This window comes from Enterobacter sp. MGH119 (assembly GCF_001037675.1).
GTDB classification, from domain to species: domain Bacteria; phylum Pseudomonadota; class Gammaproteobacteria; order Enterobacterales; family Enterobacteriaceae; genus Enterobacter; species Enterobacter hormaechei_C.
The window spans coordinates 884,829-905,056 of sequence record NZ_KQ089929.1 but is presented as its reverse complement, the minus strand read 5'-3'; the positions used below and the strand labels follow the sequence as shown (position 1 = coordinate 905,056).

The 20,228-nt window shown below is 52.4% G+C and carries 22 protein-coding genes and 1 pseudogene; 10 read left to right on the top strand and 13 right to left on the bottom strand.

Going from position 1 to position 20,228, the window contains the following annotated elements:
- The first annotated feature begins 41 nt into the window (after positions 1-41).
- Positions 42-1,253 (top strand): selenium metabolism membrane protein YedE/FdhT, encoded by a 1,212-nt coding sequence (gene yedE, locus SK53_RS04220; RefSeq protein ID WP_045346342.1) that lies wholly within the window; start codon positions 42-44, stop codon positions 1,251-1,253.
- Positions 1,250-1,483 (top strand): sulfurtransferase-like selenium metabolism protein YedF, encoded by a 234-nt coding sequence (yedF, locus tag SK53_RS04215; protein WP_003856774.1) that lies wholly within the window; start codon positions 1,250-1,252, stop codon positions 1,481-1,483. Before yedE ends, yedF begins: the two co-directional genes overlap by 4 nt.
- Positions 1,484-1,769: 286 nt before the next feature.
- On the opposite strand, the gene ompW is transcribed toward yedF, so the two are convergent.
- Positions 1,770-2,402, bottom strand: a complete 633-nt coding sequence (gene ompW, locus SK53_RS04210; protein ID WP_003856769.1) for an outer membrane protein OmpW — start codon at positions 2,400-2,402, stop codon at positions 1,770-1,772.
- Positions 2,403-2,684: 282 nt separating this feature from the next.
- Between ompW and SK53_RS04205 the strand changes: the two genes are divergently transcribed.
- From SK53_RS04205 to yciA, 5 genes are all read left to right on the top strand, one after another.
- Positions 2,685-3,089 (top strand): YkgJ family cysteine cluster protein, encoded by a 405-nt coding sequence (locus SK53_RS04205; RefSeq protein WP_003856766.1) that lies wholly within the window; start codon positions 2,685-2,687, stop codon positions 3,087-3,089.
- A gap of 25 nt (positions 3,090-3,114) precedes the next feature.
- On the top strand, positions 3,115-3,858 hold the full coding sequence (locus SK53_RS04200) for a YciC family protein (RefSeq protein WP_003856765.1): 744 nt from the start codon (positions 3,115-3,117) through the stop codon (positions 3,856-3,858).
- A 13-nt stretch (positions 3,859-3,871) separates the two neighbouring features.
- Complete coding sequence (locus SK53_RS04195) at positions 3,872-4,411, top strand: septation protein A (protein WP_003856762.1); 540 nt, start codon at positions 3,872-3,874, stop codon at positions 4,409-4,411.
- Positions 4,412-4,591: 180 nt separating this feature from the next.
- Positions 4,592-6,778 (top strand): TonB-dependent siderophore receptor, encoded by a 2,187-nt coding sequence (locus SK53_RS04190; protein WP_048208578.1) that lies wholly within the window; start codon positions 4,592-4,594, stop codon positions 6,776-6,778.
- A 98-nt stretch (positions 6,779-6,876) separates the two neighbouring features.
- Positions 6,877-7,272, top strand: a complete 396-nt coding sequence (yciA, locus tag SK53_RS04185) for an acyl-CoA thioester hydrolase YciA (RefSeq protein ID WP_003856759.1) — start codon at positions 6,877-6,879, stop codon at positions 7,270-7,272.
- Between the two features lie 38 nt (positions 7,273-7,310).
- Here yciA and tonB read toward each other — a convergent pair whose 3' ends face one another.
- On the bottom strand, positions 7,311-8,039 hold the full coding sequence (gene tonB / locus SK53_RS04180; RefSeq protein WP_048208576.1) for a TonB system transport protein TonB: 729 nt from the start codon (positions 8,037-8,039) through the stop codon (positions 7,311-7,313).
- Between the two features lie 221 nt (positions 8,040-8,260).
- Between tonB and SK53_RS04175 the strand changes: the two genes are divergently transcribed.
- Entirely contained in the window at positions 8,261-8,557 is a 297-nt protein-coding gene (locus tag SK53_RS04175) for a YciI family protein (RefSeq protein WP_003856755.1), read from the top strand.
- A 33-nt stretch (positions 8,558-8,590) separates the two neighbouring features.
- On the opposite strand, the gene leuE is transcribed toward SK53_RS04175, so the two are convergent.
- The 4 genes from leuE to SK53_RS23495 all read right to left on the bottom strand — a co-directional run bounded on the left by leuE (position 8,591) and on the right by SK53_RS23495 (position 10,136).
- On the bottom strand, positions 8,591-9,226 hold the full coding sequence (gene leuE / locus SK53_RS04170; RefSeq protein WP_006810877.1) for a leucine efflux protein LeuE: 636 nt from the start codon (positions 9,224-9,226) through the stop codon (positions 8,591-8,593).
- A 67-nt stretch (positions 9,227-9,293) separates the two neighbouring features.
- Entirely contained in the window at positions 9,294-9,704 is a 411-nt protein-coding gene (locus SK53_RS04165; protein ID WP_003856751.1) for an Exc2 family lipoprotein, read from the bottom strand.
- Positions 9,705-9,715: 11 nt separating this feature from the next.
- Positions 9,716-9,844 (bottom strand): KPN_01571 family protein, encoded by a 129-nt coding sequence (locus SK53_RS24025; protein ID WP_210911827.1) that lies wholly within the window; start codon positions 9,842-9,844, stop codon positions 9,716-9,718.
- A 118-nt stretch (positions 9,845-9,962) separates the two neighbouring features.
- Positions 9,963-10,136, bottom strand: coding sequence for a YciY family protein (locus tag SK53_RS23495; RefSeq protein WP_017384232.1), 174 nt, complete (start codon positions 10,134-10,136; stop codon positions 9,963-9,965).
- Between the two features lie 143 nt (positions 10,137-10,279).
- On the opposite strand from SK53_RS23495, the gene cls reads away from it, so the two are divergent.
- Complete coding sequence (gene cls, locus SK53_RS04160; RefSeq protein ID WP_003856750.1) at positions 10,280-11,740, top strand: cardiolipin synthase; 1,461 nt, start codon at positions 10,280-10,282, stop codon at positions 11,738-11,740.
- Between the two features lie 33 nt (positions 11,741-11,773).
- Positions 11,774-12,103, top strand: coding sequence for an HI1450 family dsDNA-mimic protein (locus SK53_RS04155; RefSeq protein WP_003856748.1), 330 nt, complete (start codon positions 11,774-11,776; stop codon positions 12,101-12,103).
- A gap of 31 nt (positions 12,104-12,134) precedes the next feature.
- On the opposite strand, the pseudogene SK53_RS04150 reads toward SK53_RS04155, so the two are convergent.
- The 7 genes and pseudogenes from SK53_RS04150 to SK53_RS04115 form a co-directional block, all read right to left on the bottom strand.
- Positions 12,135-13,002 (bottom strand): annotated as a pseudogene (locus SK53_RS04150) (ion transporter).
- Positions 13,003-13,016: 14 nt separating this feature from the next.
- Entirely contained in the window at positions 13,017-14,021 is a 1,005-nt protein-coding gene (oppF, locus tag SK53_RS04145) for a murein tripeptide/oligopeptide ABC transporter ATP-binding protein OppF (RefSeq protein WP_003856743.1), read from the bottom strand.
- Complete coding sequence (locus SK53_RS04140) at positions 14,018-15,031, bottom strand: ABC transporter ATP-binding protein (RefSeq protein ID WP_003856742.1); 1,014 nt, start codon at positions 15,029-15,031, stop codon at positions 14,018-14,020. Before SK53_RS04140 ends, oppF begins: the two co-directional genes overlap by 4 nt.
- 11 nt (positions 15,032-15,042) lie before the next feature.
- Positions 15,043-15,951, bottom strand: coding sequence for an oligopeptide ABC transporter permease OppC (gene oppC, locus SK53_RS04135; protein ID WP_003856740.1), 909 nt, complete (start codon positions 15,949-15,951; stop codon positions 15,043-15,045).
- Positions 15,952-15,963: 12 nt separating this feature from the next.
- Positions 15,964-16,884 (bottom strand): oligopeptide ABC transporter permease OppB, encoded by a 921-nt coding sequence (gene oppB, locus SK53_RS04130; RefSeq protein WP_003856738.1) that lies wholly within the window; start codon positions 16,882-16,884, stop codon positions 15,964-15,966.
- An 82-nt stretch (positions 16,885-16,966) separates the two neighbouring features.
- Positions 16,967-18,598 carry an oligopeptide ABC transporter substrate-binding protein OppA gene (gene oppA, locus SK53_RS04125; RefSeq protein WP_003856736.1) on the bottom strand — a complete coding sequence of 544 codons (1,632 nt, stop codon included), beginning with the start codon at positions 18,596-18,598 and terminating at the stop codon, positions 16,967-16,969.
- A 770-nt stretch (positions 18,599-19,368) separates the two neighbouring features.
- Complete coding sequence (locus SK53_RS04115) at positions 19,369-20,016, bottom strand: YchE family NAAT transporter (protein ID WP_017384236.1); 648 nt, start codon at positions 20,014-20,016, stop codon at positions 19,369-19,371.
- Positions 20,017-20,228: the final 212 nt, after the last annotated feature.

Sequence of the window (20,228 nt, the reverse complement as noted above, 5' to 3'; positions counted from 1 at the left end):
GGCTCTTTTTAGCGTTACCCTTCTGAGTTCAGAGGTTATTCATGTCATGGTATTCCTTCAAACAGACTTACCTGGTTAAGTTCTGGTCACCTGTTCCGGCCGTTATCGCGGCAGGCATTCTCTCTACCTATTATTTCGGTATTACCGGCACCTTCTGGGCTGTTACGGGCGAGTTTACCCGCTGGGGTGGGCAGCTATTACAGCTGGCAGGCGTCCATGCCGAAGAGTGGGGCTACTTCAAACTGATCCATCTTGAGGGCACACCGCTGACCCGCATCGACGGAATGATGATCATTGGCATGTTCGGCGGCTGTTTTGCGGCCGCGCTGTGGGCCAACAACGTTAAGTTGCGCATGCCGAAAAGCCGCATCCGCATTATGCAGGCCGTGGTCGGCGGCATCATTGCCGGGTTTGGCGCTCGTCTGGCGATGGGCTGTAATCTGGCCGCGTTCTTTACCGGCATTCCGCAGTTCTCGCTGCATGCCTGGTTCTTTGCCGTCGCCACCGCCATCGGCTCCTACTTCGGTGCTAAATTCACCCTGCTGCCGCTGTTCCGCATTCCGGTGAAAATGACGAAAGTTAGCGCTGCCTCTCCGTTAACGCAAAAACCCGATCAGGCGCGTCGTCGTTTCCGCCTCGGTATGCTGGTCTTTTTTGCTATGGTTGCCTGGGCGATTTGCACGGCAATGAATCAGCCCAAACTCGGTCTGGCCATGCTGTTCGGCGTCGGCTTTGGTCTGCTGATTGAACGCGCGCAGATCTGCTTTACCTCCGCGTTTCGCGATATGTGGATCACCGGACGCACCATGATGGCGAAGGCGATCATTGCCGGCATGGCCGTGAGCGCAATTGGCATCTTCAGCTATGTTCAGCTCGGCGTGGAGCCAAAAATTATGTGGGCGGGCCCAAATGCCGTGATTGGCGGGCTGCTGTTTGGCTTTGGCATCGTGCTGGCGGGCGGGTGTGAAACCGGCTGGATGTATCGCGCTGTGGAAGGCCAGGTGCATTACTGGTGGGTGGGTCTGGGTAACGTGATTGGCTCTACCCTTCTGGCCTGCTACTGGGATGACGTCTCTCCGGTGCTGGTAACAAACTGGGACAAGGTCAACCTGCTGAAAACCTTTGGTCCACTCGGGGGGCTCCTGGTGACCTATGCCCTGCTGCTCATCGCCTTCTTACTGGTTGTTGCACAAGAGAAGCGCTTCTTCCGACGCGCCACCGCCAAAACTGAAACTCAGGAGAATGCCGCATGAAAGAGATCGTGCCTGATTATCGTCTCGATATGGTGGGTGAACCTTGCCCTTACCCGGCCGTCGCCACGCTTGAAGCGCTACCGCAGCTAAAGAAAGGTGAAATTCTGGAAGTGGTGAGCGATTGCCCCCAGTCGATCAATAACATTCCGCTTGATGCCAAAAATCACGGCTATACCGTGCTGGATATCCAGCAGGACGGACCAACCATTCGTTATTTAATTCAGAAGTGATTTCACGATCGAAAAAGGCCTCTCAGAGGCCTTTTCTAGTTTACTGGCTTTGGCCACCGTCGTCGTCTGAGCTTCGGCAGGCATGAATGAATGGTGAGACGTGTTCCGCAAACGGAACAGATAGCACCGTGAGGTAGGCTATGTGCTGGGCTGAACGTCGTGAACTGAAACTGTTTACCTGCACAAACCGGACACTCAAATTTGATGTTGGGGATATCCCCTCCAGACAGGTGTGTGGAACAACCACCATACAGCAATCACCGGCTGACAGGGGATATATCTTCTGTCAGAAACGATAGCCTGCTGAGAACATAAATACCCACGGATCCAGACGGGTATTGATACTTTGCTGCTGCCCGCCAGCTTTAAAGCGCACGTCCGTATCAATGTCCATATACCAGACAGAGGCGTTGATCAGCCAGTCACGATTAATCAGATAATCCAGACCAACCTGTCCCGCCATGCCCCACGAGTCTTTCAGGCTGAGATCGGAGAGCCCGGCCTCTTTACCGGTATCGTTAAATTTCTCATCAAAGAAGGTGGTGTAGTTAACGCCTGCACCAATATAAGGGCGCACCTTGCTGCTGGAATCTCCGAAGTACCACTGCGCCATCAGCGTTGGTGGCAAATGGTGCACCGTGGCAATGTCCCCGGTCGGTCCTAAACCGACGCGGTGACGGAATGGCGTGGCGGCTAAAAGCTCGACGCCAATGTTATCCGTTGCCATATACGTAAACGTCAGGCCTAACTGGGTGTTATTGCTGACGTTAAACCCGCCCATACCCAGCACATTGTCGGACCCTTCCGTTGGACGTACCGTTGCCGAACCGGCACGAATAAAGAATTCACCTGCTTCATGCGCGTAAGCGCCGCCAGAGAGACTGCTTAAGATAAGGGCTGCCACCGCTAATTTTTTCATATCCGCTCCATCGTTGTGGTTTTAATTGCGGAGGAGAATATACTCACAAATGAGTAATAAGTGATCTAACACAGATCACATTAAAACCAGTAAGTTAACATTCATTGATCTAGGTTAATTTTTGGTGACACCTCATAAAGCAATAAGTTGTTACCGCGTCAATTTTTGGCATTTCATGGTTACAAAATTTTCTGTTTTCCCTCTCTTGCGCTTCCTGTAGCGGCTGGATAATTTATCGCTCTCACAATGTGATTTGATGCGTTCTACTTTTGCAGGTGTGCCATGAGTGATCATAACCCGTGCATGACGTGCGGAGCCTGTTGTGCGTATTTTCGAGTCTCTTTCTATTGGGCTGAAGCCAGCGATGGCGGCGGCACCGTTCCGGTCGATCTCACTGAACCCTTAACCCCTTTTCTGCGCTGTATGCGCGGCACCAATCAAAAACAGAGCCGCTGTGTGGCACTGGAAGGTGAACCTGGGGTATCCACCCGCTGCTCCATTTACGCGGATCGCCCCAGCCCGTGTCGCACTTTCGCGATGTCGGGAGAGGATGGGCAGGTCAATGAGGCATGCAATCGCGCCCGCGCCCGCTATGGATTACCGCCGCTTTACAAAGATATGCTTTTCCATACAAGCCTTGATGCTGCCACCAGCGTGTTATCCGGTGTACAATTGCCGGCTAATTAACACCTGCAATACTCAAGGAGAGTGCATGTCTATCACGGCGAAGTCTGTCTACCGTGACACGGGAAATTTTTTCCGCAATCAGTTCATTACCTTTTTACTGATCGCGTTGTTGTGCGCCTTTATTACGGTGGTGCTGGGTCATGCGTTCTCACCCAGTGATGAACAGATTGCCACGCTGAGCCAGGGGGATCATCTTGCAGGCAGCGCAGGGTTGTTTGACCTTGTGCAGAATATGACGCCTGAGCAACAGCAAATCTTGCTGCGCGCATCTGCGGCATCTACCTTCTCGGGTCTGATTGGCAACGCCATTCTGGCGGGTGGCGTGTTGCTGATGATCCAACTGGTATCTGCCGGCCAACGCGTCAGCGCGTTACGTGCAATCGGGGCCAGTGCTCCGGTGCTGCCAAAGCTGTTTATCCTCATCTTCCTGACCACGCTGCTGGTCCAGATGGGGATCATGTTGGTGGTCGTTCCGGGCGTGCTGCTGGCTATCGTGCTTTCATTCGCGCCAGTAATGGTTGTGCAGGACAAACTGGGCATTTTCACCGCCATGCGCAGCAGCATCAGGCTCGCATGGGCCAATATGCGACTGGTCGCCCCGGCCGTTATCAGCTGGCTGCTGGCCAAGACTCTGCTGTTGCTGTTTGCGCCGAATTTTGCGGTGTTAACGCCAAACGTCGGAGCGGTTGTCGCCAATACGCTGAGCAATCTGATTTCAGCCGTGCTGCTGGTCTATTTGTTCCGCCTGTACATGTTAATTCGTCAGTAACTGGGATCGCAGAATGAAGCAGTTTCTTGATTTTTTACCGCTGATCGTATTTTTCGCTTTTTATAAGCTGTACGACATTTATGCCGGCACGCTGGCGCTGATTGTGGCAACGGCTGTGGTGCTGATTTACAGCTGGGTTCGCTATCGCAAAGTTGAAAAGATGGCGCTCATCACCTTCCTGATGGTGGCGGTGTTTGGTGGTCTGACATTGTTCTTCCACAATGATGAATTTATCAAATGGAAGGTCACGGTGATTTACGGCCTGTTTGCGGGCGCACTCCTCATCAGCCAGTGGGTGATGAAGAAGCCACTGATCCAGCGCATGCTGGGGAAAGAACTGACCCTGCCGCAGGCTGTGTGGGGGCGTCTGAATATCGCCTGGGCGCTATTTTTTATTCTGTGTGGTCTGGCGAATATCTATATCGCATTCTGGCTCCCGCAGAATATCTGGGTCAACTTCAAGGTGTTTGGCCTGACGGCGCTGACTCTTATCTTCACCCTGCTCAGCGGCGTTTATATTTATCGCCACATGCCGCAGGATGACAAGCACTGATCCTTCTGGCCAGATCGCCACGCGGTCTGGCCTCTTTTCCCGCCTTCTCTTTTCTCTACATCCTTCCTGCGAAAATGTCTGAATCATGAAGATTTTATGGAGATTGCTGTCACTTTATTGTAATGAGAATGACTATCATTAATATTCGTCATCGCATTTTTAACAAATGGAAATGAGTTGATGAATAACATAATAAGATTTGCCCCGGCTACACTTACGCTCGCCATTTTTTCAACGCTATACCAGAGCGCACACGCAGCGGAAGAGACTCTCGCCGATGGTGAAACAATGGTTGTTCAGGCCACCGCTGAAGAGGCGCTGAAGCAACAGCCGGGGGTTTCCATCATCACGGCAAAGGACATAGAAAAGGATCCACCGGTTAACGATCTTTCAGAAATTATTCGCAAAATGCCCGGGGTTAACCTCACCGGAAACAGCGCGACAGGCAGCCGCGGTAACAACCGCCAGATCGACATCCGCGGTATGGGGCCGGAGAACACGCTGATTCTGATTGACGGTGTGCCGGTGACGTCACGTAACTCGGTGCGCTACAGCTGGCGCGGGGAGCGCGATACCCGCGGGGATACTAACTGGGTTCCGCCAGAGATGGTTGAGCGCATTGAAGTGCTCCGGGGACCTGCTGCCGCCCGCTATGGTTCGGGGGCGGCCGGCGGCGTCGTCAACATCATTACCAAACGCCCGACCAACGACTGGCACGGCTCACTCTCCCTGTACACTAACCAGCCTGAAAATGATAAAGAGGGGGCGACAAAACGCGCTAATTTTGATCTGAGCGGCCCTCTTGCGGGCGATGCGTTAACGATGCGCCTGTACGGGAATATCAACAAAACCGACGCAGATGCTCAGGACATCAACACCGCGCAAAACGGCTCTTACGCCGCCGGACGTGAAGGCGTGCGCAACAAGGACATCAATGCCCTGCTCTCCTGGAAACTCACGCCACAGCAGATTATCGATTTCGACTACAGCTACAGCCGCCAGGGCAATATCTACGCGGGTGATACTCAATACAGCAACAGCAACGTCAGCCCTGACGGTCTGGTGTCGTCCCTGTATGGACACGAAACCAACCGAATGTACCGCCAGTCTTATGGCATTACGCACAACGGCATCTGGGACTGGGGTCAGTCAAAGTTCGGTGTCTATTATGAAAAGACCAACAACACCCGCCTGGAAGAAGGCTCTACGGGCAAAGTTGAGGGGATGATCAATAGCGATAAATACGATACCAGCCGGCTGGAGTCATACCGTTCAACGGGTGAACTGAACATTCCTTTCTTCTGGCTGGTCGAACAGACGCTAACCGTGGGTGCAGAATGGAACCGTGATGAACTGAACGATCCGGCCTCAATGCAGGCGACAAATGTGTCGGGAGAAGTGATTAACGGCGTTCCCGGCACGGCTTCTGAGCGCAACAGCAAAAACAGCGCTGACCTCACCGGCATCTATCTTGAGGACAATATTGAAGCGCGTCAGGGCACCAACCTGATCCCGGGGCTCCGCTTTGATTATCACAATCAGTTTGGCAGCAACTGGAGCCCGAGCCTGAACGTCTCTCAGGATTTGGGTGACATGTTCAAGGTTAAAGCGGGTATCGCTCGGGTATTTAAAGCGCCAAACCTGTATCAATCCAGCGAAGGCTATCTGCTTTCCACCCGCGGCAATGGCTGCCCGAACAACGTTTCCGAAGGAAGCTGTTACCTGTTAGGTAACCCGGATCTGGATCCTGAAATCAGCGTGAACAAAGAGATTGGCCTGGCCTTTGCGCTGGAAGGCTACGAGGCGGGCATAACCTGGTTCCGCAACGATTACAAAAACAAGATCGTTTCAGGAACGGATGTGCTGGGCCAGACAAGCAGCGGCGCAAATATCCTTCAGTGGCAGAACGGAGGAAAGGCCGTCGTTGAGGGGCTGGAAGGCAACCTCACCGTCCCGGTTATCCGCGACACGCTAACCTGGCGTACCAATGCGACGTATATGATTCAGTCTGAAAGTAAGGACACCGGCAACCCTCTGTCGATTATTCCAAAATATACCGTCAACACGATGCTCGACTGGCAGGTTAGCAGCAAACTTTCAGCGAACCTTAGCTGGACGATGTATGGCCGCCAGAAGCCAAGAGAAAATGCTGAAATCCGCAAAGAGCAGAATGCGATGTCAGATAAACAGATTGGCGCCTATTCCATCGTTGGGATCGGCAGCAATTATCAGCTGACAAAAGATCTCCGCCTGAATGCCGGGATCAGCAACCTCTTTGATAAGCAGATTTACCGAGAAAATGACGGTGCATCGACCTATAACGAACCAGGCCGTGCGTATTACGCAGGCGTGACCCTGTCCTTCTGACCCTAAGGCGCCTGCTCTGCGGGCGCTAACCCTATTCTCTCCAGCCAGAAATCATAGTAGCATCCCGCCTGAAGTCTTCAGTTACGAGTTTAAAAACAATGACAACAAATGACGCCCCACAGGGCGAACTGGTTTTACGCACACTGGCAATGCCTGCGGATACGAATGCCAATGGCGATATTTTTGGCGGCTGGTTGATGTCGCAGATGGATATGGGCGGTGCAATCCTGGCAAAAGAGATTGCACACGGGCGCGTGGTGACAGTCCGGGTCGATGGCATGACCTTCCTGCGCCCTGTCGCGGTGGGGGACGTGGTGTGCTGTTATGCACGCTGCGTAAAACGCGGCAATACGTCTGTCTCCATCAACATTGAAGTATGGGTAAAAAAAGTCTCTTCTGAACCGATTGGTCAGCGCTATAAGGCGACGGAAGCATTATTCATCTATGTGGCGGTGGATAGCGACGGTAAGCCCCGCCAGCTCCCACGGAGCTGATCCTCAGGTAAAAAAAAGCCTCCTTGCGGAGGCTTCTTTTATTCCATCTGTGCCCCGCCGTTCAGGCGGAAGACAATGTTCACAATCAACCCATTGCCGGGTTTACCGGCTTCATAGCGCCACCTGCGCATGGCCGATTTAACTTCACGTTCAAACATATTCGCCGGCTGTGCGGACAGGATTTCCACGTTATCGACACGTCCATCGGCCGTAACGTCGAATTTCACCCGTACACGCCCTTCAATACGTAACGCCTGAGCACGTGCCGGGTACTGCGGCTGGTTACGGCTCAGCGCGCGCGGGCCTGCTGGCGCCGTTACCGTCGGTTTTGTCGCGGTCGTGGTGTTATTCATCAGCGGACGTGACGGGGCGACATTTTCAACCGGCTGCGTGGCGCGTGGCTCAACCGGACGCACTTCGCGTTTCGGCCGCTCTTCCACCTTTTTGACCGGCTTGGGTTTTGGCTTCGGCTTAGGTTTCGGCTCCGGCTTATGGATCACCACCGGCGCTTCTTCCGGCGGTTCAGGAACCGGCTCTGGCTCTGGCTCCGGCTCGGGTTCAACAACGGGCTGTGGCGGCGGCGGCGCAACCTGCGGCGGCTCAAGATCCGCAGGCGATACCATGGTCACAGAAATTGGCTGTGCTGGCGCCGGCATTTCAATAACCTGATGAACCGAGGTATAGAGCAGTCCCGCCACGACAGCACCGTGAATAACGACAGAAAGCAGCGTCGGCCATGGAAAGCGGCGAGGTAAATCAAGGGTCATCGAAGTCATAATCATCAACGTTAAAAAACCGAACCTCGATTTTAAATGCAAATAGCAATCATATTCAATAAGACACTTTGTCCTGGCGCAATTTAAGCGTACATGAGGGCAAAAAAGGGGCATCCAGATCAGGGTTTTAACATTGTTATTATCTTTACATTGCAGTCATTTGTGCTTTCACATAACGTAATTGTCACTTTTACCGGTTAAGGAGCTTTGCCGTGCTTTACGTGATTTACGCTGAAGATGTACCTGATTCTCTGGAAAAACGTCTTTCCGTTCGCCCTGCCCATCTGGCGCGTTTACAGTTGCTACAGGATGAAGGTCGGTTGCTGACCGCAGGCCCGATGCCTGCCGTTGACAGCAACGATCCGGGCGCGGCGGGTTTTACCGGCTCCACGGTGATTGCCGAGTTTGAATCTCTTGAAGCCGCGCAGGCCTGGGCAGAAGCAGACCCGTACGTCGCAGCCGGCGTGTACGAGAAAGTCACGGTTCGTCCGTATAAAAAAGTATTCTGAAACGAAAGGCTCCCTCAGGAGCCTTTTCTTCATTCAGTGCAGCGACGCCAGCCTCGCCGCAAATCCGACAAACAGCAGACCTATCAGCCCGTTCCCCAGCTTCGCCAGTTTCTTTTTGGTTTTGAGGTAACGCGTGACAAACGCGCCTGAGAAAATCAGGAAGCTCATGTACATGAAGCTGATCAGCTCAAGCGTTGTGGCGAGGATCAGGAACGACGTGCCGGTATTCTTCGCATTGACATCAATGAACTGTACGAAGAACGACACGTAAAAGAGAATCGCTTTCGGGTTCGTCAGGCTCAGCACCAGCGAACGCTTAAGGATTGCGCTTGCCGGTTCGGCGCTACTTTCGTGCGCATTTTTTTGACGCGTCATAACGGACCAGAGCATTTTCCCGCCCAGCCACAGCAGATAAAACGCGCCCAGATAGCGGACAATATTAAATAATACCGGAGTGGTCTGGATCAACGCGGCGACGCCCGCCCAGGCCAGAAACATCAGCACGGCATCACCAATAAACACACCGGTGGCTGCCAGATAGCCTTTCTTAACGCCGTGGCCAATCCCTGTTTTCAGCACAAACAAGGTGTTCGGTCCTGGAACCAGCACGATAAAAAATGCGCCGACAACATAGGTCCAGAAATTCAGTACACCAAACTCCGCAAACACGTCTCACTCCTTTCGCTCAAAAACAGCGGGGATACCGGTAATTACGGTATCCCCTTAATCAGTTGCGCTATTGTACGCCGTTATAGCCATCAAGATAAGTCGCGGCCAGTTCGTTGCCAAATAATATGGCGTCTTTACTGTCCATGTCCGATGACCATTTATCCTTCGTGTTGCCTGCGAACAATTCCTGAGACGTCGCATTTTCTTTTAGCTGATCGCGAATGCTTTGTGCGTATTCACTGGCTTCAGCCTGAGTCCGCCCTTCCGCGCGGTCAGCTTTGCCCCGGGCATAAAGCTCGCGGAACTGCGCCACGTTCAGCTGATAATTTTTCTGCACGCTGGAGGTGTAATTGCCGCCAGTAAAGCTGGACTGATGCGACACGAAATAAAACGCGTGCCGTTCGGGTGAGGTTTTGCTGCTGGCACAACCGCTTAATATCGCAATCCCAAAGAGTGCTGCCATTACTTTTCCGTTCATCCTTTGTTCCTTTAATAAAGCCAATGTATTCCGCATGCGAAAACATAATCTGCCAATGAGGAAAATGACGAAAGTCCTAAATCTTCCCTGAGCGCATCCAGCGCCAAAAGTACAATAAAAATCCAGAGATAAGGATTCATCTTTTAATATCATGACGTTAAGGGGACTCAGTATATCGCGGAAAGCAGATGGGAAGAGACTGCAAAAATTGATAGCCTGGATGTTTAATGGGCACCTTTACGGTGCCCTTCATGCTTTTCAGATGTCCTGGACCGCGAACAACAGCGCGTTACGGTGTCTGTTCAGGCCACATTTTCTGATGGCGTGGATACGCATATTGCGGCGGGATTGTGCTTCCAGCCAACGAGCCTTACGACGACTCACCTGTCGCAACATGCGCCAGCGCCCAACTTCAGTTCTACTGCGCTTCATGTCTACAACTCTTTCTCTAACAGAGATGCCATTATATGCCTAAGCAGGCGGCAAACCAGCGCTTTTATCTGGTGTTTTTATTTGCCAGATGAATCCTGATGCGTAAACTCATAACAATACGCTTTCAAAAGGATTTTTTATTTATGACAACCTTCTACACCGTGGTGAGTTGGCTGGTCATTTTAGGATACTGGCTGTTAATTGCCGGGGTGACGTTGCGCATTCTGATGAAACGCAGAGCGGTACCTTCCGCCATGGCCTGGCTTCTGATTATCTATATTCTGCCGCTGGTGGGCATCATCGCCTATCTCTCTTTCGGTGAACTTCATCTGGGTAAACGCCGCGCCGAACGCGCCCGCGCCATGTGGCCCTCCACGGCGAAATGGCTTGCCGACCTTAAAGCCTGCAAGCATATCTTCGCTGAAGAGAACAGCAGCGTGGCCGCATCTCTGTTCAAGCTGTGCGAACGCCGCCAGGGGATTGCTGGGGTAAAAGGTAATCAACTGCAACTGATGACCTCTTCCGATGATGTGATGCAGGCGCTGATCCGTGATATCCAGCTCGCACGGCATAATATCGAGATGGTGTTTTATATCTGGCAGCCGGGCGGCATGGCGGACCAGGTCGCCGAATCACTAATGGCCGCTGCACGTCGCGGTATCCACTGCCGCCTGATGCTGGACTCCGCCGGCAGCGTGGCCTTTTTCCGTAGCCCGTGGGCAGGCATGATGCGCAACGCCGGTATCGAGGTGGTCGAGGCGCTGAAAGTGAATCTTTTCCGCGTCTTTCTGCGCCGCATGGATCTCCGCCAGCACCGGAAAATGGTTCTGATCGATAACTATATCGCCTACACCGGCAGCATGAACATGGTTGACCCCCGCTTCTTCAAGCAGGATTCCGGCGTGGGGCAATGGATCGATCTGATGGCGCGGATGGAGGGACCGATCGCGACCTCAATGGGTATCGTCTACTCCTGCGACTGGGAAATTGAAACCGGTAAACGCATTCTTCCCCCGCCCCCGGATGGCAATATCATGCCGTTTGAGGAAGCCAGCGGGCACACTATCCACACTATCGCATCCGGTCCTGGCTTCCCGGAAGATCTGATCCATCAGGCACTGCTGACCGCCGCCTACTCCGCGCGGGAATATCTGATCATGACCACGCCCTATTTCGTTCCCAGCGACGACCTTCTGCATGCCATCTGTACAGCGGCACAGCGCGGAGTGGATGTGAGCATTATTATGCCGCGCAAGAACGATTCGCTGCTGGTGGGATGGGCAAGCCGCGCGTTCTTTAGTGAGCTGCTGGCCGCAGGCGTTAAAATTTATCAGTTCGAAGGCGGGCTGTTACATACCAAGAGCGTGCTGGTGGACGGAGAGCTGAGCCTGGTGGGCACCGTTAACCTCGATATGCGCAGTCTATGGCTGAATTTTGAAATTACGCTGGTCATTGATGACGCCGGGTTCGGTGGCGATCTGGCAGCGGTTCAGGACGATTATATCTCCCGCTCACGCCTGCTGGACGCCAGACTGTGGGCGAAACGTCCGCTGTGGCAGCGAATTGCCGAACGACTGTTTTACTTCTTTAGCCCATTGCTGTAAAACGTGCCCAACGATGTTTAACAGGTAGTCATCATGGAAATGGATCTGAACAATCGCCTGACCGAAGACGAAACGCTCGAACAGGCCTACGATATTTTTCTCGAGCTGGCGGTCGATAATCTCGACCCTGCTGACGTCATTCTTTTCAACCTGCAATTTGAAGAGCGTGGCGGTGCTGAGCTGTTCGATCCGGCTGAAGACTGGGCCGAACACGTCGATTTTGACCTCAACCCGGACTTCTTCGCAGAGGTGGTGATTGGCCTGGCAGATGAAGACGGCGGAGAAATTAACGACATCTTTGCCCGCGTCCTGCTGTGCCGCGAGAAAGATCACAAACTGTGCCATATTCTCTGGCGCGAATAATAAAAAAGGCTGCCCGCGCAGCCTTTTTTATTTAATCCGGTAAGGCATTTCCACAGCGGTGACAAAACCGCGCGCCGGGTTCATGATTCCCCTGCTGACAATTCGGACATTTGCGTTGCTGCTTGCTGTTCTGGAAGGCGCTGCTCATATGGGTGGTAATTAGCCCCGTTGGTATCGCTATAACTGAATAGCCGATCAGGATAAGAACCGATGCCACAATACGTCCGAGCGGCGTATGCGGGGTAATATCGCCATAGCCCACGGTGGTCACCGTGACGATAGCCCAGTAAACAGACGCATTAAGCGTGGTAAACCCGTATTTTGGCCCTTCGATTAAATACATCAGGGAGCCAAAAACGATCATCACGATAGCAATAAACGAATAGAAGAGAATCAGCTGGTGGCGGGCGCTAACAATGGCGACCCAAAAAACCCGCAGCGACGGCATAAAGCGCAGCAGTTTGAGAATTCGTAACACGCGAATCGCCCGCATTGCGCGCCAGGCAAACACATAATTCAGACTGATCTCAGGCCACAGCCACATGACATACAGCGGCAGGATGGTGGCTAAATCAATAAATCCCCAGAAGCTGAAAACGTATTTCGCCGGATTTGGCCAGCTAATGACCCTCAGCACATATTCCGCGGTAAACACCAGCGTGACAATCAATTCCAGCCAGACGAAAACGTGCCACTCCTCATACGTCATATGGTACTGCGTTCCGGCGCCGGATTCGATAAAGATAATAATGACGCTAATCAGGGCAAATAAACCACACAGGCCTTCGAAACGGCGACCGGAAACCGTCTCAGGATCAAATAAAAGGTGATACAGCCGCTGACGGGCCGACGTGAATAATCGCGACACATTAACCTCGAAAAATAAGGGCTGACATCATGTCAGCCCTTGCGATTATAACGGGTCTACTTTCAGGCAGGAAACCGCATGTCGGAAACTGCCCTCCAGAACCGGTCGTGTTTTTGCACATTCCGGCCCGGCTATTGGGCATCGCGTACGGAATACGCAGCCTGAAGGTGGGTTGATTGGCGAAGGCAGTTCACCTTCCAGAAGCTGAATGGTTTTATTTTTTTCCAGATCGGGATCCGGAACGGGAACCGCAGACATCAGCGCTTTGGTATAAGGGTGCAGCGGATTGTGGTACACCTCATCATACGTACCCAGCTCCACGGCGTGGCCCAGATACATGACCAGCACACGGTCCGAAATGTGTTTTACCACCGCCAGATCGTGGGCGATGAAGATCAGCGACAGCCCCATTTCCCGTTGCAGTTTCTGTAGCAGGTTAACCACCTGGGCCTGGATGGAGACGTCCAGCGCCGAAACCGGCTCGTCACAGATAATCAGTTTTGGTTCAAGGATCAACGCGCGTGCGATACCGATACGCTGGCACTGACCGCCGGAAAACTCATGTGGGTAGCGGTTGATGAGGTTAGGCAACAGACCCACCTTGAGCATCATCGCTTTCACCCGATCGCGAACTTCCTGGCGCGGCATCTTCGGATGATAGGTGCGCAGCGGCTCGGCAATGATTTCGCCAATGGTCATACGCGGGTTCAGGGATGCCAGCGGATCCTGGAAAATCATCTGGATGTCGCTGCGCACGTCGCGCCATTCATCCGGCTTCATCCCCAGCAGATCTTTGCCAAGCCAGGCCACTTTCCCGTCGGTGGCTTTCACCAGGCCGATGATCGCACGCGCAAATGTCGATTTGCCGCAGCCAGATTCACCCACCACGCCCAGGGTCTCCCCTTCGTACAGGCGTAGCGTGACGCCATCCACCGCTTTCAGGGTTTTGGCAGGCTGCCAGAACCACTGTTTACCGTCTTTGATATCGAAATGGACCTTCAGGTCAGCGATTTCGAGCAGCACATTTCTTTTTTCGTCAATTGCGTTCATACCAGCTCCTCCAGCGGCTTAAAGCAGGCGCGCAGACGGCCTGGGACAAACGCTTCCAGCGGCGGTGCGCTGTTACAGATTTCCATCGCATGCGGACAACGCGGCTGGAACGGACAGCCTTTTGGCAGACGCAGCAGGTTTGGCGGGTTACCCGGGATAGTCAGCAGCGACTCCCCTTCCGCATCAAGGCGCGGTACGGCATTCAGCAACCCGATAGAGTACGGATGGGCTGGCTGGTAGAACACATCGCGGGCATTACCGTATTCCATCGTGCGGCCTGCATACATGACTAACACTTTGTCGCAGATCCCGGCAACGACGCCTAAATCGTGGGTGATCATGATGATGGCGGTGTTGAACTCGCGCTTCAGCTCGTTCAGCAACGTCATGATCTGCGCCTGGACGGTTACGTCCAGAGCGGTGGTCGGTTCATCAGCGATCAGCAGTTTTGGCCGACAAAGCAATGCCATCGCGATCATGACGCGCTGGCGCATACCGCCGGAGAATTCGTGCGGATACATGCGCATGCGCTTACGTGCCTCAGGCATTTTCACCGCATCCAGCATTTTGACGGACTCTTCAAACGCTTCGGCTTTACCCAGCCCTTTGTGGAGCATCAGCACTTCCATCAGCTGTTCGCCCACACGCATATAGGGGTTCAGGGACGTCATCGGGTCCTGGAAAATCATTGAAATCTGCTCGGCGCGCAGCTTATTCAGCTCATGTTCCGGCAAATTCAGGATCTCTTTTCCGTTAAACGTCGCCGAACCACCGATCACGCCGTTTGATGCCAGCAGGCCCATCAGCGCGAATGCGGTCTGGGATTTACCGGAACCGGATTCGCCCACAATGCCCAGCGTTTCACCGGCACGCAGGTCGAAGTTGAGATCGTTAACGGCAGTAACATCACCGTCGGGGGTTTTAAACGTCACGCGGAGGTCTTTAACGTCCAGCAGTGCGCTGGTCCGCTGTTGCGCCTGTGGCGCGGTTGCCGTTTCAATAATAGTCATGACGGCGCTCCTTAACGGTCTTTCGGGTCGAGGGCATCACGCAGGCCATCGCCGATAAAGTTGAAACAGAACAGGGTGACGACCAGGAAGCCCGCCGGATACAGGAGTAACCACGGTGACACTTCCATGGAGTTTGCGCCATCACTTAACAGAGCGCCCCAGCTACTCAGCGGCTCTTGCGTACCTAATCCCAGGAAGCTCAGGAAAGATTCAAACAGGATCATACTTGGCACCAACAGGGAGGCGTATACCACCACCACGCCCAGCACGTTAGGAACGATATGACGCACCACAATATTGGCGGTAGAAACACCACCAACCTGTGCGGCTTCGATAAACTCCTTACGTTTGAGGCTCAGCGTCTGGCCGCGCACAATACGCGCCATATCCAGCCAGGACACCATCCCGATCGCCACGAAGATCAGCAGGATATTTTGACCAAAGAAGGTCACCAGCAGAATGACGAAGAACATGAACGGGAAGGAGTTCAGGATTTCTAGCAGACGCATCATCACGGAGTCCACTTTCCCGCCGAGGTATCCGGAAAGCGAACCGTAAAGCGTGCCGACGATCACCGCCACCAGCGCCGCCGCGATGCCAACCATCAGGGAGATACGGCCGCCAATCGCCACACGCACCAGCAAATCACGCCCGGAAGAGTCGGTACCGAAATAGTGCCCGGATTCCATATCCGGCGCGCTGGACATCATGCCCCAGTCCGTATCGAAATAGGTGAACTGAGAGAGCATTGGCGCCAGGGTGACAAACAGCGCAATAAGCACCAGCACGACCAGGCTGGCAACGGCGGCGCGGTTATGCATAAAACGACGGCGGGCGTCCTGCCAAAGGCTACGACCTTCAACCTCCAGCTTTTCACTGAAGTTTTCCAGCGCCTCGCTGTTTTTCTTACTCAACATCATGGCGTGCTCCAGTTAGTAACGGATTTTAGGGTCGATAACGGCATACAGCACATCGACAACGGCATTAAACAGAATGGTCAGCGCGCCCACGAGGATCGTCAGGCTCAGCACCAGCGAATAGTCACGGTTAAGCGCCCCGTTAACAAACAGCTGCCCGATGCCCGGCAGGCCATAAATGGTTTCAATCACCATTGAACCGGTGATAATGCCGACGAAAGCAGGCCCCATATAGGAGAGTACCGGTAACAGTGCAGGCTTGAGGGCATGACGGAAAATAATCCGGCGCATCGGCAGCCCTTTCGCACGGGCGGTACGGATGAAGTTCGAATGCAGGACTTCAATCATTGAACCGCGGGTAATACGGGCGATACTGGCGATGTAGGCCAGAGATAATGCCACCATCGGCAATATCATGAACTTCAGCGCCCCGCCGTTCCAGCCGCCTCCGGGAAGCCATTTCAGGGTTATGGCGAATATCATGACCAGCAACGGCGCAACAACGAAGCTGGGGATAACCACCCCGGTCATTGCGACCCCCATTACGGCGTAATCCCATCGGGTATTTTGTTTAAGCGCGGCGATAACGCCCGCAGTGACACCGAGAACAACGGCCAGGATAAATGCAGCAGCTCCTAATTTAGCCGATACCGGGAAGCTGGACGCCACCAGGTCGTTAACGGAATAGTCTTTATATTTAAATGACGGACCAAAATCACCGTGTGCAAGCTGCTTCAGATAGTTGAAGTACTGCGTGGTGATAGGATCGTTTAAATGGTATTTCGCTTCGATGTTGGCCATAACTTCTGGCGGAAGCGTGCGTTCACCGGTAAAAGGACTGCCCGGTGCAAGACGCATCATGAAGAAGGAAATTGTAATTAGAATAAATAACGTTGGAATCGCTTCAAGACAGCGACGCAGGATAAATTTCAACATTGCCCGTACCTTCTGGCGTGTGCCTGATGAATGTTACAAAATAGACACAGTGGGGCAAGCTCGCTCGCCCCACGTATTGCCATTAATGCTTGATAATATAAAGATTCTTAACGGAAATATTATCCAACGGGTCTTTACCGGTATAACCCCCTACCCATGGTTTCACCAGGCGGGCGTTAACGTAGTAGTAAACCGGAACGATCGCAGAGTCTTTATCGAGCTGTTGTTCTGATTTCGCGTACAGATCGGCGCGCTGGGCGTCATCTGCCACCTTCAGGGTTTCGCCAATCAGCTTATCAAACGCCGGGCTCTTATAGTGTGCGGTGTTGTTCGAACTGTCGCTCAGCATGGTGTTCAGGAATGAGGTCGGTTCGTTATAGTCCGCACACCATCCTGCACGTGCCACGTCAAAGGTTCCCTGGTGGCGCGTATCGAGGAAGGTCTTCCATTCCTGGTTTTCCAGCTTCACGTTCACGCCGAGGTTTTTCTTCCAGATAGACGCGACGGCAATAGCCAGTTTTTTATGCAGATCAGAGGTGTTGTACAGCAGGCTAAAGGTCAGCGGCTTGTCGGCGGTATAGCCAGCTTCAGCCAGCAGTTTTTTCGCTTCTTCGTTACGTTTTTCCTGGGACCATTTGAACCATTCAGGTTCAACCAGCTTCATACCGTCGGTGTAAGGCGGGGTGTAGCTGTAAGCTGGCAGGTCGCCCTGATTCTTCACTTTATTCACGATAATGTCGCGATCCAGAGCCAGCTTCAGTGCGGTACGAACACGTACGTCGGTGAACGGTGCTTTCTGGTTGTTAATTTCGTAATAGTAGGTGCACAGATACGGATCGACGTGAACTTCTTTCGGGATCTCTTTTTTCAGCTTCTGGAACAGTTCAATCGGCATGTTGTTATAGGTCATGTCGATTTCACCACTGCGGTAGCGGTTTACGTCCGTCACTTCAGAAGAGATTGGCAGGTAGGTGACCTGATTGATAACGGTCTTCGCATTATCCCAATACTGCGGGTTGCGCTCCAGCACCATACGTTCGTTAACGACCCAGTCCTTCAGCTTATATGCACCGTTGGTCACGATATTCGCAGGCTGCGTCCATTTTTCACCAAATTTTTCCACCGCGGATTTTGGTACCGGGGAGACGGACGGGTGAACCAGCAGCTTATAGAAGTACGGAACAGGTTCGCTCAACGTCACTTCAAAGGTATTGGCATCGATGGCTTTTACGCCCAGGTCGGTTACTGGCTTTTTACCCGTGATGATGTCATCGATATTGGCAATATGGCCATACTGGAGGTAACTCGCATACGGGGAGGCGGTATTTGGATCCGCCAGACGCTGCCAGCTATAGACGAAATCTTCGGCGGTAACCGGCGTACCGTCGGACCATTTGGCATCTTTACGCAGATGGAAGGTCCAGACTTTAAAATCTTTGTTGTCCCATTTTTCCGCCACGCCCGGAGCCGGGTGGCCGTCTACGTCAGTCACCAGCAGACCTTCAAACAGATCGCGGTTAACGTTAGACTCTGGAACACCTTCAATTTTGTGCGGATCAAGAGACTGCACTTCCGCACCGTTATTACGTACCAGCGTTTGCTTCTCAGCCAGCTGAACACCAGCAGGAACGTCCGCAGCCATTGCAGCGTTGCCCGCGATTAGCGCAGTTAAAATCCCCGCCGCTACCAGACTTTTTTTTGTGATGATGGACATTGTGTTGATACTCCACTCATTATAATGACTGGCCTTCGCCAGTTGTGTAATCCCCTGTTGGGGCCTGTACAGCGCAGGAGTTTTTTTTTGCTACTGTCAGGTTCTTTTTTACTTCTTGCTATCACCGACTTCATTATTACTGACCGCTCGTACGGCGGTCTTGCGTCGATTCTTTACACCTTTCCCCTGTCAGAGAGATGCGTTGGATATCTTACGTGAGGGCTATATGAAAATAGTTCTCATTAACTTGTTTAATGCTGCAAAATATAAGGCCGGAAAGTACCAAATGGTGCCAACTCTCGCCAATACATTTTGCAAATTTGTTAAGCATTTCTCTTTTACGATGGCTGGCATAACTAAGGCGCTAACCCTGGCTTACGCCGAAATCAACAAAAAGAGATGTAATTCATACAGATAAGAAATTTTGTTGCTCCAAACGCGACGACATGGCTTAGTTGAACGAATTTTCACGATAATTTAACAATTGATTATTATTTAGCACATTCGTCTGAGTCAGCATCGAAATTACTAATATCATTTCGGTTATCTGTCAGCAAGCCCCAGAGTATCATGTGAGTAAAATAACAGAGGGTTTGAGGGATTTATGCGCGGCAAGGGGAAATGAAAATAAACAACCTCTTGAAAAACAACAAAAGAGGGTTATTAGTAGAACTTATTATGACTGGCGCCTATTTCAACTTTATTTATATGATTTGCAGATAATCACGTAAAAAAAACGGAGCCGCTGGCTCCGCTCTTTCAAATGAAAGTCAGTGTACTAACCCGGGGAAAATACTTTTTATACCGGTAACGATAAATTCGATGCCCAACGCCATTAACAACAGACCCATGATACGGGTAATCACGTTGATGCCCGTTTGTCCCAGCAAGCGAACCAGCCATGGCGCCATACGAAATACGCCCCAGCAGCACAGCGCGAACAGCGCAATGGCGACGGAAAAGCCAATCAGGTGCATCAGGCTGTGGTAGCGCGTTCCCCAGACAATGGTGGAACTGATCGCCCCCGGGCCCGCCATCAGCGGCAGTGCCAGTGGCACAACCCCAATGCTCTCGCGGATAGCTGTCTCTGATTTTTCCTGTTTGTTCTGTTTATCCTCCCCCAGCTTGCCGCTGATCATCGACATGGCAATCGTCACCACCAGGATCCCGCCTGCTATACGGAACGAATCAATCGAGATGCCGAAGACCTGAAGAATGGCGTCCCCGAGATAAAGAGACGTAAGTAGGATGATCGCCACCGACAGGTTTGCCGTCAGGTTGGTTTTATTTCGTGCCGCAGCCGTCTGATAGCTGGTCATACTGATGAAGACAGGGATGATCCCTACCGGGTTAACCAGAGCAAACAAGCCGATAAAAAACTTGAAATATGTAGGGAAATCAAAGAGCGTTTGAATCACATTAAGCTCCGCAATTGAGCATGTCCAGGGAGAAACTGCATGTCATGATAAATCCGCGCTGAAGATACGCTTTTTAGCCGCACACTTCACCAGAAATCTGTTCTTAAACGTTATCAATTCATGATGTTAAACATTTGTGTAATCAATGATATCGCCGCTTCCAATAGTTACTTAATTATTTAACAGTAGAATAATTAGCACAAAATAACCCT